General features: G+C 61.5%; 13 protein-coding genes. 1 reads left to right on the forward strand and 12 read right to left on the reverse strand.

Annotation, left to right across the window (positions count from 1 at the left end; all coding sequences use genetic code 11):
- Position 1: 1 nt before the first annotated feature.
- The 9 genes from ACIY1O_RS05285 to tkt form a co-directional block, all read right to left on the reverse strand.
- A complete protein-coding gene (locus ACIY1O_RS05285) occupies positions 2–1,078 on the reverse strand; it encodes an L-threonylcarbamoyladenylate synthase (RefSeq protein WP_397474040.1) in 1,077 nt (358 codons plus the stop codon).
- On the reverse strand, positions 1,066–2,250 hold the full coding sequence (locus ACIY1O_RS05290) for a 5-(carboxyamino)imidazole ribonucleotide synthase (protein WP_397474041.1): 1,185 nt from the start codon (positions 2,248–2,250) through the stop codon (positions 1,066–1,068). The genes ACIY1O_RS05285 and ACIY1O_RS05290 overlap by 13 nt, the downstream gene beginning before the upstream one ends.
- Positions 2,251–2,307: 57 nt before the next feature.
- Complete coding sequence (purE, locus tag ACIY1O_RS05295; protein WP_397474042.1) at positions 2,308–2,847, reverse strand: 5-(carboxyamino)imidazole ribonucleotide mutase; 540 nt, start codon at positions 2,845–2,847, stop codon at positions 2,308–2,310.
- A 48-nt stretch (positions 2,848–2,895) separates the two neighbouring features.
- A complete protein-coding gene (locus ACIY1O_RS05300; protein ID WP_397474043.1) occupies positions 2,896–3,774 on the reverse strand; it encodes a phosphoribosylaminoimidazolesuccinocarboxamide synthase in 879 nt (292 codons plus the stop codon).
- A complete protein-coding gene (gene fba, locus ACIY1O_RS05305) occupies positions 3,775–4,839 on the reverse strand; it encodes a class II fructose-bisphosphate aldolase (protein WP_397474044.1) in 1,065 nt (354 codons plus the stop codon).
- 183 nt (positions 4,840–5,022) lie between these two features.
- Complete coding sequence (gene mog, locus ACIY1O_RS05310; protein ID WP_397474045.1) at positions 5,023–5,655, reverse strand: molybdopterin adenylyltransferase; 633 nt, start codon at positions 5,653–5,655, stop codon at positions 5,023–5,025.
- Between the two features lie 26 nt (positions 5,656–5,681).
- Positions 5,682–6,878: a phosphoglycerate kinase gene (locus tag ACIY1O_RS05315; protein WP_397474046.1), complete on the reverse strand. Its 1,197-nt coding sequence runs from the start codon at positions 6,876–6,878 to the stop codon at positions 5,682–5,684.
- 67 nt (positions 6,879–6,945) lie between these two features.
- On the reverse strand, positions 6,946–7,959 hold the full coding sequence (gap, locus tag ACIY1O_RS05320) for a type I glyceraldehyde-3-phosphate dehydrogenase (protein WP_397474047.1): 1,014 nt from the start codon (positions 7,957–7,959) through the stop codon (positions 6,946–6,948).
- A gap of 14 nt (positions 7,960–7,973) precedes the next feature.
- Entirely contained in the window at positions 7,974–10,019 is a 2,046-nt protein-coding gene (tkt, locus tag ACIY1O_RS05325) for a transketolase (RefSeq protein WP_397474048.1), read from the reverse strand.
- Positions 10,020–10,280: 261 nt separating this feature from the next.
- Here tkt and ACIY1O_RS05330 point away from each other — a divergent pair, with 261 nt between their 5' ends.
- On the forward strand, positions 10,281–11,009 hold the full coding sequence (locus ACIY1O_RS05330; protein ID WP_397474049.1) for a 16S rRNA (uracil(1498)-N(3))-methyltransferase: 729 nt from the start codon (positions 10,281–10,283) through the stop codon (positions 11,007–11,009).
- A gap of 51 nt (positions 11,010–11,060) precedes the next feature.
- Here ACIY1O_RS05330 and ACIY1O_RS05335 read toward each other — a convergent pair whose 3' ends face one another.
- The 3 genes from ACIY1O_RS05335 to ACIY1O_RS05345 are packed head-to-tail and all read right to left on the reverse strand — an operon-like array spanning position 11,061 to position 15,026.
- Positions 11,061–11,528 carry a barstar family protein gene (locus ACIY1O_RS05335; protein WP_397474050.1) on the reverse strand — a complete coding sequence of 156 codons (468 nt, stop codon included), beginning with the start codon at positions 11,526–11,528 and terminating at the stop codon, positions 11,061–11,063.
- The gene (locus tag ACIY1O_RS05340) at positions 11,525–12,727 is read right to left on the reverse strand and encodes a patatin-like phospholipase family protein (protein ID WP_397474051.1); all 1,203 of its coding nucleotides are present in this window, start codon (positions 12,725–12,727) and stop codon (positions 11,525–11,527) included. Before ACIY1O_RS05340 ends, ACIY1O_RS05335 begins: the two co-directional genes overlap by 4 nt.
- Positions 12,728–12,731: 4 nt before the next feature.
- A complete protein-coding gene (locus ACIY1O_RS05345) occupies positions 12,732–15,026 on the reverse strand; it encodes an NADP-dependent malic enzyme (RefSeq protein ID WP_397474052.1) in 2,295 nt (764 codons plus the stop codon).
- Positions 15,027–15,135: the final 109 nt, after the last annotated feature.

Raw genomic sequence — 15,135 nt, forward strand, 5'->3', positions numbered from 1 at the left:
CTTAGCTGTCAAAGGCGGCAGCCGCCCGACCCAAGCGATCGTTAATGGCACGCCAGGCCGGCGTGCCCGGCGGTCGCTCAAAGACCAATCGGCTGTAGCCGCCTTGATCCAAACGACGCAGCAAGGCATAAAGCTCGCGGGCATAGGCGTGAGGCTCTGCTTGCGCGACGAACCATTCGACACCCGGCAAAACAGCGCCAAGCTCATCGAGCGGCTCGAACACGATACAGGCCAGGGGCTTTTGTGCGGCGGAGGCGTCGTTCAACAGAGCTAGCAGTTCGTGGCGCGGCAATACCTGCAGCGGTGTGCGGGGCGCGTAATGCGCCTTCAGAGAGCCGGAAACGCGCGGTGCCTGGGCAGGCGTATTTTCTCGGCCAGGCTCCAGGCTCTTGCGCCGGCTTGCGTCCTTGCCGCTGTGGGCCTGCACGAGGGTGTCGGGGGAAACGCCCAAGACCTCGCCGATCTGAACCGCAGTGATATGACCCGGGCGCAAAATGGCGGGGCCCACGCCTTGCTCAAGGCGTGAAAGATCCACGATGGTCGACTCGATGCCCACTTCCGAGGCTCCGCCTTCCAGAATCAGCAAGTCATCATCGGACATGTTCGAGAATTCGGCTCGCACATGATCGGCCTGAGTAGGCGACACCTGCCCGAACAGATTTGCGGAAGGCGCTGCCACACCGCCATGCCCCCCTTTTAATTTCGCGAACGATTTCAGCAAGTCTTGGGCGACGGGGTGGGCGGGACAACGCAGGCCGATGCTGCTCTGCCCGCCAGCCACCGCGGCTGGAATATGTTCTGTCCTGGGCAGGATGAGGGTCAGTGGGCCGGGCCAGAAAGCATCGATCAAGAGTCGGGCCTGCGGGGGTACCTGCGCCGCCCAGTACTCGATGTCAGCACCCGGCGGCAGATGCACGATGACCGGGTGGTTCGCCGGACGCCCCTTGGCGGCATAGATGCGGGCGATGGCTTCGACATTCTCGGCGTCGGCGCCAAGCCCGTACACAGTTTCGGTCGGAAAAGCGACAAGACCGCCTTCGAGCAGGCGCTGCGCCGCTCGCCGGATCATGGCTTCCATTCGATTTCCAGCGCGTCGGCGACATCGCGCGCGCCCTTGCGGGCTTCATCCAGCGTAGCACCCAGCACGGTGACGTGGCCCATCTTGCGACCGCGTCGAGCGTCGGCTTTGCCATAGAGATGCAGCTTGGCGCCCCGCACGCGCAACACGCGGGACCAGTCCGGCTCGCGCTGCCGACCCTGAGCATCGAACCATGCGTCGCCCAGGATATTGAGCATGACGGTGGCGCACAAGCACGAGGGGTCGCCCAGCGGCTGTCCGGCCATGACTCGGGCCTGCTGCTCGAACTGGCTGCTGATGCATGCATCGATGGTGTAATGGCCGCTGTTATGCGGCCGGGGCGCCATTTCGTTGGCGACCAGGCTGCCATCCTCAAGAACAAAGAACTCGACGCACAACACACCGACATAATCCAGAGCGTGGGCAATATCTTGCGCGATACGCTCGGCTTTCTGGCCGGAATTACGCGCCGAGGCTGAATCGGAAGCCTCAACCATCGATACCGCCAGAATGCCGTCTCGGTGCTCGTTGGTGGAAGGTGCATAGGCCACGGCATCTCCGTTGGCATCACGTGCCACCACAACAGAAATTTCGGAAACCAGCGGCACGAAAGCCTCTAACACACATGGCACGCCGCCCATGGCCTGCCAGGCCGAAAGGGCCTCGTCGCGGTTGGCGACGCGTGCCTGCCCCTTGCCGTCGTAGCCCAATCGGGCTGACTTCAAGATGCCGGGGAACAGGCCATGCCCCGCCTGTTCGAGATCAGCGGCCTGCATAACGGCAACATGAGGCGCAATCTGAACGCCGGCCTCGACGAGAAAGGTTTTTTCAGCGATACGGTCTTGAGCAATGGCCACCGCACGCGAGTCGGGGGTGACACGAATGCTTTGTGCAAGCTTCGCCAGGCTTTGTGCAGGTACGTTCTCGAACTCGGTAGTTACTGCAGCGCATAAACCGGCCAGGCGGTCGAGCGCTTGCGCGTCATTGTAGGCTGCCTGGATGTGCAGGTCGGCCACGACCCCGGCCGGGCATTCGGCGGCCGGATCCAGCACGGCAACCTTGTAACCCAAGCTTTGGGCGGCGTGGCAGAACATCCGGCCCAACTGACCGCCACCCAGCATCCCGAGCCAGTTGCCAGGCGCGATCACGGAAGAGTCGGAAGGTTTCTTCATATTGTAGGTACCATGTACGCTGCTGTAGAACGCGATTGGAAATATTGCCGCGCAGACTCAACCCGCCTGGCCGTCGACTGCTGGAGGCGGCACCGCCATGGCGCGCGCGGCCTCGGTCTGCCTGGCTCGGAAGGCAACGAGCTTGCTGCGCAAGCCAGGTTCGGTAACCGCCATGCAGGCAATGGCATGTAGCGCCGCGTTGGCCGCACCGGCCTCGCCGATGGCGAAGGTGGCGACGGGCACGCCCTTGGGCATCTGCACAATGGACAGCAGCGAATCTTCTCCGCGCAGATAGCGCGAAGGCACGGGCACGCCATACACCGGCACCGGCGTGAGGGCCGCCATCATGCCGGGCAAATGGGCTGCGCCACCGGCGCCGGCGATGATGCCCCGCAGGCCGCGTCCCGCAGCTTGCTCCCCATAGCGTGCCATGTCTCCGGGCATGCGATGCGCCGAGATGACGCGGGTTTCGTGCGGCACACCGAATTCCTGCAGCATCGCCGCAGCGTGCTTCATGACGTCCCAGTCGCTGGACGAGCCCATGATGATGCCGATAAGCGGATGCTCATCGGAAGACGTATCGGCGGATGTGCTCATAAAAATACCGGCTAGCAGGCCCGGCAAGCGAGCCAGGAAACACGAGAATCAAGTGGTTAGGCGGGTGACCGCCTCGCGATACTTGGCGGCCGTCTTTTCAATGACTTCGGCCGGAAGGCGCGGTGCGGGCGGGGTTTTGTCCCACGGCTGGGCTTCAAGCCAGTCGCGCACGAACTGCTTGTCGAAAGACGGTGGGCTGATGCCTTCGGCGTATTGGTCGGCCGGCCAGAAACGTGAAGAGTCCGGCGTAAGCACTTCGTCCATAAGGTGCAACACCCCTTCGGCATCAAGACCGAACTCGAACTTGGTGTCGGCGATTACGATGCCCTTTTCAGCGGCGTAAGCGGACGCTTCCGAATAAAGCCGCAACGTAACGTTGCGAATTTGTTCCGCCATGTCCTGGCCCACCTCGGCCACTACGTGGGCAAAATCGACGTTTTCATCATGAGCCCCAACCTCGGCCTTGGCCGCAGGCGTAAAGATCGGTTCGGGCAGGCGGCCGGCCTGCTTCAGGCCGGCAGGCAGCGTAATGCCACAAACCCGGCCCGAGGCTTGGTAGTCTTTCCAGCCCGAGCCGATGAGGTAGCCCCGCGCCACCGCCTCGACCATGATGGGCTTGAGGCGTTTGACCACCATGGCGCGGCCGGCGACCTGGTCGCGCTCGTCGGCCGCCACCACGTCTTCCGGGGCAATGCCCGTAGCATGGTTGGGCAGCACATGGGCAAGCTTGCCAAGCCAGAACGCAGTAAGTTCGGTAAGCACCTGGCCTTTGCCTGGAATAGGATCATCAAGAATGACGTCAAAGGCCGAAATGCGGTCGGCGGCGACGATGAGAAGCTTGTCGTCGCCCACGGCATACATATCGCGCACCTTGCCGCGCGCCAGCAAGGGCAGCGACCTGATCTGCGATTGATGCAATGCCGTCATTTACTGCACCACCTGGGCCAGTTCGCCGGCGGCGTAGCGGCGCGCCATTTCGTCCAGCGCGATGGGCTTGATCTTGCCGGCGTTGCCGGCCGTGCCGAACTGCTCGTAGCGCTGAAGGCAGATTTGCTTGGCGGCCAAACGCGCTGGCTTGAGGTATTCGCGCGGGTCGAACTTTGAGGGGTTTTCGGCCATGAAGCGACGGATGGCGCCTGTCATGGCAAGGCGGATGTCGGTGTCGATGTTGACCTTGCGCACGCCGAACTTGATGGCCTCTTGAATTTCTTCAACGGGCACGCCGTAGGTTTCTTTCATGTCGCCGCCGAACTGGCGAATTTCGGCCAGAAGCTCTTGGGGCACGCTGGAGCTGCCGTGCATGACCAAATGGGTATTGGGCAGGCGGGCGTGGATCTCTTTGATGCGCGAGGTGGAAAGAATGTCGCCAGTGGGCTTGCGCGAGAACTTGTAGGCGCCGTGGCTTGTGCCGATGGCGATGGCCAAGGCGTCAAGCTGGGTTTGGCGTACGAAATCAACAGCCTGCTCGGGGTCGGTAAGAAGCTGCTCTATGGTAAGCGTGCCTTCGGCGCCATGGCCGTCTTCTTTGTCGCCCATCATGGTTTCAAGCGAGCCCAGGCAGCCCAGTTCACCTTCGACGGTAATGCCCAGCTTGTGCGCCATTGCGACAACTTGCCTGGTGACATCGACGTTGTACTCGTAGTCGGCGATGCTCTTGCCGTCTTCTTCAAGCGAGCCGTCCATCATGACGCTGGTAAAGCCCAGATCGATCGCGCCTTTGCAGATTGCGGGCGACTGCCCGTGGTCTTGGTGCATGACCACCGGCAGGTGCGGATAGCTTTCGACCGCAGCCTGGATGAGTTTCTTCAGGAAGCCTTCACCGGCATATTTGCGTGCGCCTGCCGAAGCCTGCATGATGACCGGACTGTCGGTTTCATGCGCGGCCTCCATGATGGCCTGGACCTGCTCAAGATTGTTGACGTTGAATGCCGGAATGCCGTAGCCGTTCTCGGCGGCATGATCAAGCAACTGGCGCATGGAAACTAGGGCCATGACAAGACCTCCAAAATCTAAGAATAAAGGGGATTACCGCAATTTTACCCGAATGGGGCGCAAGGCATTTCCCTGCACAACGCGCCAAAAACATTGAAAAACCGCGCTTTCAGCCCACTTGGGCCAAATAGCGCGGAACCAGCCCCGCCTCAAGCGGCCACGGCTGAGCGGCGCGCACTGCGATCAAGCACGCGGCGCACGCACTGCAGACTTGGGCCGGAAAGCCTTGACGATATGCTCGTGAGTTTCAATATACGGGCCGCCGATCAGGTCAATGCAATACGGCACGGCGGCGAATATCCCCGCCACAACCACACGGCCCTCGTCGTCCTTCAGGCCTTCGAGTGTTTCTTTGATGGCTTTTGGCTGACCCGGCAGGTTGATGATCAGGGCGGCGTGCCCGGCCGTTTCCCGGATGACCGCCACCTGTCGCGAAAGTATCGCCGTCGGCACGAAGCGCAGGCTGATCTGACGCATCTGCTCGCCAAAACCGGGCATTGGCTTTGTGGCGATATCAAGGGTGGCCTCGGGGGTGACATCACGCCGCGCGGGGCCGGTGCCGCCGGTGGTCAGCACCAGATCGCAGCCCACTGCGTCCACCAGTTCAATAATGGTATCAGAAATGGTTTGCCTATCGTCGGCGACAAGACGGGCGGCATATTGACTGGCGCCCACCAAGGCATCGTCCAACCATGATTGCAGGGCGGGAATGCCTTGGTCTTCGTATGCGCCGCTAGAGGCGCGGTCGGACACCGACACCAAGCCGACCAGAAGCTCATCGGGATTGCGGCGAGTCAGCCGCACATTCGTAGACATGAATCAACCTCCTGCGTAAACACGGCTCAGGCGGTGGCGCGCTGCTGAAGAATCTCGACGGCAGGCAAAGTCTTGCCTTCGAGGAATTCCAGGAAAGCGCCGCCGCCGGTAGAGATATAGCCAACCTTGTCGGCGATGCCGTACTTGGAAATAGCGGCGAGCGTGTCACCGCCGCCGGCAATGGAAAACGCCTCGGATTCGGCGATGGCACGAGCAATGGCCTCGGTGCCGCCGGAAAAAGCGTCGAATTCGAAAACACCCACCGGGCCGTTCCAGACGATGGTGCCGGCCTGGCGCAACTGGTCGGCCAGCATGGCCGAGGTTTCGGGGCCAATATCCAGAATGAGGTCATCGGCGGCCACCTCGCTTGCCGGCTTGACCGCGGCTGCGGCATCGGCAGCGAACGACTTGGCGCAAACAACGTCGACCGGGATGGGTACCTCGGCGCCGCGCTGCTTCATGATCTCGATCACCTCGTGCGCCTGCAGCAACTGCTCGGGCTCAGCCAGCGATTTTCCGATGGAAAGCCCTTGGGCCAGCATGAAGGTGTTGGCTATGCCTCCGCCAACGATAAGCTGGTCCACCTTATCGGCCAGCGACTTCAATATTGAAAGCTTGGTCGACACCTTGGAGCCCGCAACAATGGCCACCATGGGCCGCTTCGGGTCGCTAAGCGCCCTGCCCAGCGCATCGAGCTCGGCCTCGAGCAAAGGGCCCGCGCATGCAATGGGAGCGAACCGCGCAATGCCATGCGTGGTGGCCTGGGCGCGGTGCGCAGTGCCAAAGGCATCGTTCACGTACACGTCGCACAACTTAGCCATCTTGCGCGACAGGGTTTCGTCATTCTTTTTTTCGCCGACATTACAGCGGCAATTTTCAAGCAGCACGACCTGGCCTGGCTCGACCTGCACGCCTTCAACCCAGTCTTGAACCAATTGCACGGGCTGGCCCAGCAGCGATGTCATGCGCGCGGCAACAGGCGCCAGGCTATCGCCGGCGGCCAGGGCGCCTTCGACCGGCCGGCCCAGATGGGATGTAACCATTACGGCCGCGCCCGCGTCCAGCGCCATGCGAATGGCCGGAATCGAAGCACGGATGCGCGTATCTTCGGAAATTTCTCCGGCATCGTTGAACGGAACGTTGAGGTCGGAACGAATGAAGACGCGCTTGCCTGTCAGGGCGTCTGTTTTGGCCAAGGCCGATAGGGTATTGATCGCAGACATGGATTATCGATAGTATGAATATCAAAGGGCGGGATTGATCCCGCCCTTGTTGCACTGTAACGCCCGACTACTTGGCCGACATCAAGGCCACGGTCGTGTCGAGCATGCGATTGGAGAAACCCCACTCGTTGTCGTACCACGAACCAACCTTGACGAGGTTGCCCGAGACCTTGGTAAGACCTTCGTCAACGGTGCTGGACGCGGTCGTGTGGTTGAAGTCGATCGAAACCAGTGGCTCGTCGGTGTAGTCGAGAATGCCCTTGAGGGGGCCCTCGGCGGCCGCTGCCTTCAGTATGCCATTGACTTCGTCCACCGAGGTTTCACGAGCGGCAACAAACGACAGATCGACCAGCGAAACGTTGAGCGTGGGAACGCGGATGGCGTAGCCGTCGAGCTTGCCGTTAAGCTCGGGCAAAACCAGGCCCACCGCCGACGCCGCCCCGGTTTTGGTGGGGATCATGCTGGAAGTGGCCGAGCGCGCACGACGCAGGTCGCTGTGATAGACATCGCTAAGCACCTGGTCGTTGGTATAAGCGTGGATGGTGGTCATCAGGCCGGTGACCAGGCCCAATTTCTGGTGCAGCGGCTGTACCAGCGGAGCCAGGCAGTTCGTGGTGCACGATGCATTCGAGATGACCGTGTCGGTGGCCTTGAGCACATCGTGGTTTACGCCGTACACAATGGTGGCGTCCACGTCTTTACCGCCGGGAGCCGAGATAATCACCTTCTTGGCGCCGCCCTGGATATGGGCGCCGGCCTTTTCCTTGCTGGTAAAGAAGCCCGTGCATTCGAGCACTACGTCGACCTTGAGCTCGCCCCAGGGCAGCTCGGCCGGATTGCGGTTCGCCAGCACCCGGATGCGGTCGCCGTTGACCACCATGTAGTCGCCGTCCACCTCGACCGTGCCGGGGAAGCGGCCGTGCGCGGTGTCGTAGCGGGTAAGGTGGGCGTTGGTCTTGGAATCGCCCAGGTCGTTGATGGCCACGATTTCAATATCGTGCTTCTTGCCGTCTTCGTAATGTGCGCGCAGAATATTGCGCCCAATACGTCCATATCCGTTGATCGCTACGCGAATCGCCATGATTACTCTCCTGTTTACAAAATTTGCTCGACGGCTGCCGCGACGTGCTCAACAGTCAGGCCGAAATGTTTGAATAGGACGCCTGCGGGAGCAGACTCGCCATAAGTGTCAAGGCCCACGACCGCGCCGTCGAGGCCCACATATTTGTACCAGCCGGCGGTCACGCCCGCTTCGACCGCAACGCGCGGCAAGCCCTTGGGCAGCACGGCCTCGCGCCATTGCGCATCTTGCTCGTCGAAAAGCTGCGTGCAAGGCATGGACACCACGCGCACCGCGATGCCGCGCGCGGCGAGTTGTTCTTTCGCGCCAAGCGCCAGCGCAACTTCGGAGCCGGTAGCGATAATGACCGCCTTGGCATCGGCGGCATCGCTAAGCACGTAGCCGCCGCGGGCTATGGCCTCGATGGCGGCGGCATCGCGCTGCACAAACGGCAGATTCTGCCGCGACAGCAGCAAAGCGCTGGGGCCGCCCTGACGCACCGCCATGCCCAGGCTGGCCGGGCGCTGCAATGCCTGTTGCCAGGCGATGGCGGTTTCGGTCGTGTCGCACGGACGCCAGACATGCAGGTTGGGTATAAGGCGCAGGCTGGCGGCATGTTCCACAGATTGGTGGGTCGGCCCGTCTTCGCCCAAACCGATCGAATCGTGGGTAAAGATGTGCACCACGCGCTGCTTCATGAGCGCAGCCATGCGCACCGCGTTGCGGGAATAGTCAGAGAAGGTGAGGAAGGTGCCGCCAAACGGCAGGTAGCCCCCGTGCAGGGCGACGCCGTTCATGATGGCGGCCATGCCGAACTCGCGCACGCCGTAGTTGATGTGGCGACCGCGCTGCAAGCCGTCTGGCGTGGCGCGCACTGGGGCAACCCCCTTCCAATCGGTGAAGTTGGAGCCGGTAAGGTCGGCGGAGCCGCCCAGCATCTCGGGCAGCATGTCGGCAAATGCAGCGATGGCGAACTGCGACGCCTTGCGGCTTGCGACCGTTTCAGCTTTTTCGGCGGTGGCCTGCACAAAAGCGCGCGCCTTGTCGGCGAAATCGGCGGGAAGCTCGCCGGCCATGCGTCGTGATAACTCGGCCGCCTCTTTCGGATAGGCCTTGCTGTAGGCGTCGAACGAGCTTTGCCATTCCTTTTGCCAGAGTTCGCCCTTGATACGGCCGTTCCAACGCTGATAGACATGGTCGGGCACCACGAACGGCTCGTGGGGCCAGTTGAGCGCCTTGCGCGTGGCCACGATTTCATCCGCGCCCAGCGGCGCGCCGTGCACTTTTTCACTGCCGGCCATCGAGGGCGAGCCCTTTCCGATGATAGTGCGGCAGCAGATTAACGTGGGACCCTTGCCCTTGGCGGCCCAAGCCTTGGCCTGCAGGATGGCTTGGTCGACGTCGGCGACGTTGTGGCCGTCGACGTTGCGTACGACGTTCCAGCCATAGCCCTCGAACCGCGCTGGCGTATCGTCGCCGAACCAGTGCTCGACCTTGCCGTCGATGGAGATACCGTTGTCGTCGTAAAAAACAATGAGTTTGGATAAACCCAGGGTGCCGGCCAGCGAGCAGGCCTCGTGCGAGATGCCCTCCATCAGGCAGCCGTCTCCGGCAAAGGCATAGGTAAAGTGATCGACCACCTTGTGATCGTCGCGGTTGAACTCTTGAGCCAGCAGCGCCTCGGCCAGGGCCATGCCCACAGCGTTCGCCAGGCCTTGGCCCAGCGGACCGGTGGTGGTCTCGACACCGGCGGTGATGCCGACCTCGGGGTGGCCGGGCGTGCGCGAATGCAACTGGCGGAAATTCCTGAGTTCCTCGATGGGAAGATCGTAGCCGGTAAGATGGAGCAGCGAGTAGATCAGCATCGAGCCGTGCCCATTGGACAGCACGAAGCGGTCGCGGTCGAACCAGGCCGGGTCGGCCGGATTGTGCCGCAGATGACGGGTCCAGAGAGCTTCGGCGATGTCGGCCATGCCCATAGGAGCGCCCGGATGACCGGAATTGGCTTGTTGGACGGCATCCATGGAAAGCGCACGGATGGCATTGGCCAAAGTGGAGTCTTGGGCGGCAGAAGGGCTCATGTGGGGTAATCTCGAAGAATTCTCTAGCAGGCCTGCAACCGAGCGCGGTCGCTTTCCGGCAAAGCATCACAAAGCCATCAATTTTACCACCCCGTGCAAACCCGGGTTTGCGGCGCATGCCGCCACCCTTTTTCAGTGCACACGACTGCCGAACATGGCGCCGCGCAGCAAAAGCCTTAAACTAACGGCACTTTTACAGCGTCTTGACGCGCTCTGGCACAGGCGCCCCGGCCGCTTTTTCAGCTAATTTCCATCAAGCCCATGGCCGCACCCCGATTCTTCTGCCCTGTTCAACTACACGCGCACCAGACCCTGACACTACCTCCCGACCTTGCCCATTACGCTTTGCGCGTGCTGCGCCTGAAGGATGGCGCCGAAATTATCTTGTTCGACGGGTCCGGAGGGCAATTTGACGCTGTGATTCGGGTGTCCGGCAAGTCAGCCGAGGCCGATGTGGGCGCGCATCATGCCATCGATGCCGAACTGCCCGGCCGGATCACCTTGGTCCAGGGGCTGCCGTCCGGGGACAAAATGGATTGGATAGTGGAAAAGGCCGTTGAAATGGGGGCGTACCGCCTGGTTCCAATTACGGCCCAACGCAGCGTCGTGCAGTTGAATGCCGAGCGCCGCGCCAAGCGCATGAAGCATTGGCAGCGCGTCGCCCAATCGGCCAGCGAGCAATGCGGGCGCAACCGCATTATGCAAATAGCCGAGCCCGTTACGCTGGAAGCTTACCTGGAGGCCGACACCACGCCCGGCCCGACCCTGCTTTGCCATCCGGAGGCCGAACAAGGCCTGGCACAGGTGTTGGACAATAGGCCCGATCTGACTTTGCTGGTGGGCCCCGAGGGAGGCTGGTCGCCCGAAGAGCAACAAACAGCCGTGCGGCATGGGGCAAAGCCGCTGCGCTTCGGCACCCGTGTATTGCGTACCGAAACGGCGGGTATCGCCCTGATTGCCGCAATCAGCGCCCTGAACGGTTGGCTCTGAGCCTGCCGCCGTGTCGCCGGCGGAAACCGCCTCAGGCGCGGCCTGTCGAGCCTACTCGTCGCGCAAGCCTGAATAAGGCGTAGGCAATACACCCGGCTCGGGATCGGGATGCTTTCCCGAGTGCACGACCGCGTATGAAAAGGAACGGTCATTGTTCTTTGCGAACTCCACCGCGTCCTCGCACACTGCGAGTATGGCAGCGGCATCGTCCGCCAACGCCGGGTCGCCCGAGTGCAGCTTGTCGAACCAAAGGAACAGGCCCGACTTTTGATCAAGCACCGTGTCACAGAGACAGTCGTACAGGGCGTCGAGGTTGCCGCCGAAGAACTCGGGGAAATCGACCGCCTTGACGACCGCCCGCAACACGGCGGAGCGGCTGCGCGCCTTGTCGCAATCAACCACATAGGCGCCCAGACCCGCAGCTTGGGCCCGTTCGACGGCTTCGTCTCGTGAGATGGCGCTGGAATCAATCAGGCCGCCCTTCTGAAGCTTTTTATGCCATGCCTGCACTTGGGTCATAGTGGCGACTCCTTGAAAAACGCTTTGACTTCTTCAACACGATCCATGCTGTCGGCTCGTCCGAGGCGAATGAGTTCGCATATATACCCGGGTTCGAACAGCAAATAGGATACCAATGCGCCACCTGTTGTGGCCCCGGACCCCGACGATACACCGAGTACCCGAAAAAGTGTACGAACAGAGCGAGGCATTTGATGCAAAGACTCCATGGCAATTTTGTCCAGCGGTTTGCTGGGCGTGATAGTTAGTGCACTGACCGTCTTGAGCGGCTGCGCTTGAGCCGCTTCTGAAGGCACCAATGCCAGCAGTTCATTGATACGCTCCAGCCGCTCGACGTCCATGGAGAGCCCGTCGAGGAAAATGCTGGATAAAACATGGCCGCCCACCTGGGCCAGCGGCGGGTAATGGGAATCGACCCGGCGCTCTTCGGCGTGCGTGTCGTCGCGATGGCCCGTGCCCACGACCAGCACACGTTTGGCCCCCAGATGAATCGCCGGGCTCAAGGGAGCCAGTTGGCGCATAGACCCATCACCGCACCATTCGGTCTTGCCGTTGACCAGAATGGCCTGGGCGGGGAATATGAAGGGAATGGCGCTGGAGGCCATCAGATGCTCGACTCCCAGCGCTCCTGGCACGGCGCGCCTGAGGCTGCGGGTCCAGGGCTCGATGACATGCCGCGCATTGTAGAAGGTAAGATGCTCGCCGCTGACGAAGGCCGTGGCCGTAATGGCGGCCGCAAGCAAATGACCCTGATCAAGGTTGTCGTTCAAGCGATCGAAATCCAGCGTGGCCGTCAGAAGCTCGGCCAGGGGGCTGTTGTCCAGCAGCGAGCTGGGACGCCTGCCGCGCAAGTCGGGCCAAAGCCAGCCCAGGGCAAGCATGCTCAGCCATCGCCAGCCGGTGCTGAGCAACGACAGCGCATCGCTACGATAGATACTGTCGGTATGCAGCTCTTCCCAGAGCCTGACAAGGCGATCCACGGCCAAATGGCAGTTGTTCGCCCGGCAAGCCAGGGCCGCGGCATTGATCGCCCCGGCCGACGTACCACTGACAATGGGAAAGGGATTGCGAAAATCTGGTGAACGGTCGGGATCAAGTATGTCGAGCACGCCAGACAGAACCCCGACCTGGTAGGCGGCGCGCGCGCCGCCGCCCATTAATACGAGGCCTACTGGAGAACTGCCAAAGCCTCTGCGCATCACATCACGTCGAACGCGGCTTGTTGGCGTCCAGCACTGTCAGGGCAGCCATATTGACAATGCGTCTTACGGTCGAACTGGACGTCAGGATATGCACGGGCGCATTGGCGCCAAGCAAGAACGGCCCGACTGCGACGTTGCCGCCGGCAGCCGTCTTGAGCAGGTTATAGGCGATGTTGCCTGCATCAACGCTGGGGCAGATGAGCAGGTTGGCGGCGCCTTTCAAGGTGCTCGACGGCAAAATGCGCAGACGCAATGCTTCGTCCAGAGCACAGTCTCCGTGCATTTCTCCGTCGATTTCGAGGGTAGGGTCCTGCTGTTGGATAATAGCCAGTGCGTCGCGCATCTTGGCGCCCGAGGCCGAGCTGCCTGTGCCGAAGTTGGAGCGCGACAGCAAGGCCGCCTTGGGCTCCATATTCAAGCGCCGCATTTCCGTCGCGGCCGCAAGCGTGATTTCGGCAATCTGCTCCGTGGTGGGGTCGTCGTTGACGTGGGTATCGGCCAGCGCAATCGTGCGTTCGGCAAGCAGCAAGATGTTCATCGCCGAATAAGTGTTGGCGCCGGGCGCCTTGCCGATCACCTCGTCAATGAAGCGCAAATGGTCGGCATAGGCGCCGACGGTTCCGCACACCATGCCGTCGGCATCGCCTAGATGGATCATCATGGCGCCGATAAGCGTCAGGCGGCGGCGCATTTCGACGCGCGCCATTTCTTTTGTGATGCCTCGGCGGCACCGCATCTCCCAGTAGGTGGTCCAGTACTTGTGGAAGCGCTCGTCATACTCGGGGTTGGTCACCTCGACATCCTCACCCAGCCTCAGGCGCAGGCCGAATTTCTTGATGCGGGCCTCGAGCACTGCAGGGCGGCCAATCAGGATGGGCTTGGCCAGTTTCTCGTCGACGACAATCTGCACCGCCCGCAACACGCGCTCTTCCTCGCCTTCGCTGAAGACAATGCGCGCCTTGCCGCCTTCGCGCACCATGCTCTTGGCAGTTGAGAACAAGGGGCTCATGAAGGAGCCGGAGCGATACATGAACTGCTGCAGCTCATCGAAATAGCTGTCGAAATCGGTGATGGGCCGGGTGGCCACGCCGTCCTCCATGGCCGCACGCGCCACGGCCGGGGCGATACGCGCAATAAGACGTGTATCGAACGGCTTGGGGATAAGGTAGTCGCGCCCGAACGAGACGTTATACGTGCCATAGGCGGCTGCCACGGCATCGTTCTGCTCTTCCTGGGCAAGTTGCGAGATGGCTTGGACCGCGGCCTTTTCCATGCCTCGCGTGATAGTTGTGGCGCCGACATCAAGCGCACCGCGAAAGATGTAGGGAAAGCACAGAACGTTATTGACCTGATTGGGATAGTCGGAACGGCCTGTAGCCATCACGACGTCATCGCGAACAGCGTGTGCGTCTTCGGGAAGAATCTCGGGATTGGGGTTCGCCAGTGCCAGAATAATGGGCTTGGCGGCCATCTGAGCCACCATCTCTGGCTTGAGAACGCCACCTGCGGACAGCCCCAGGAACACATCCGCCCCCGCGATGACGTCGCCCAGCGTGCGCGCGTCGGTATCCTGAGCGAAGCGTTCTTTAGCCTCGTCCATCAGCACAGTACGGCCTTTATAGACTACGCCCTCGATGTCGGACACCCAGATATGCTCCAAAGGCAGGCCCAGGTCAACCAGCAGGTCGAGGCAGGCCAAAGCGGCAGCCCCGGCGCCGGACACCACCAGCTTGATGTCCGAGATATCTTTTTCGACCACTTTAAGGGCGCTGGTGAAGGCCGCCGCCACGCAAATGGCCGTACCGTGCTGGTCGTCGTGAAAAACGGGGATCTTCATGCGCTCGCGCAGCTTGCGTTCGACTATGAAGCACTCGGGCGCCTTGATGTCTTCAAGGTTGATACCCCCGAAAGTGGGCTCGAGCCCCGCGATGATCTCAACCAGCTTGTCGGGATCGTTCTCGTTGATTTCTATATCGAACACATCGATGCCGGCGAATTTCTGGAACAGGACCGCCTTGCCTTCCATCACCGGCTTCGAAGCCAGCGGGCCGATGTTGCCCAAGCCCAAGACCGCCGTGCCATTGGTAATGACGCCGACAAGATTGCCGCGCGCCGTGTAACGAAAGGCGTTGCTGGGGTTGTCGACGATTTCTTCGCAAGCGGCGGCGACGCCAGGCGAATAGGCCAGCGCCAGATCGCGTTGGTTGGATAGCTGCTTGGTGGGCGAGACAGTGATTTTCCCCGGACGACCTTGCTCGTGGTATTCGAGGGCCGCTTTGCGAAAGTTTTCTTCCATGATGATCGACTCAGACAGGACGCGATGAATTAGAGACGCCCATTCTATCCCTTAGTGCGGCCGTTTGGTCATGGAACCGCGCATGCCACGGTTGCGAAGGCCCTTTGCA

Origin of the sequence: Pusillimonas sp. (assembly GCF_044464525.1) — a bacterium.
Lineage (GTDB): Bacteria > Pseudomonadota > Gammaproteobacteria > Burkholderiales > Burkholderiaceae_B > Pusillimonas.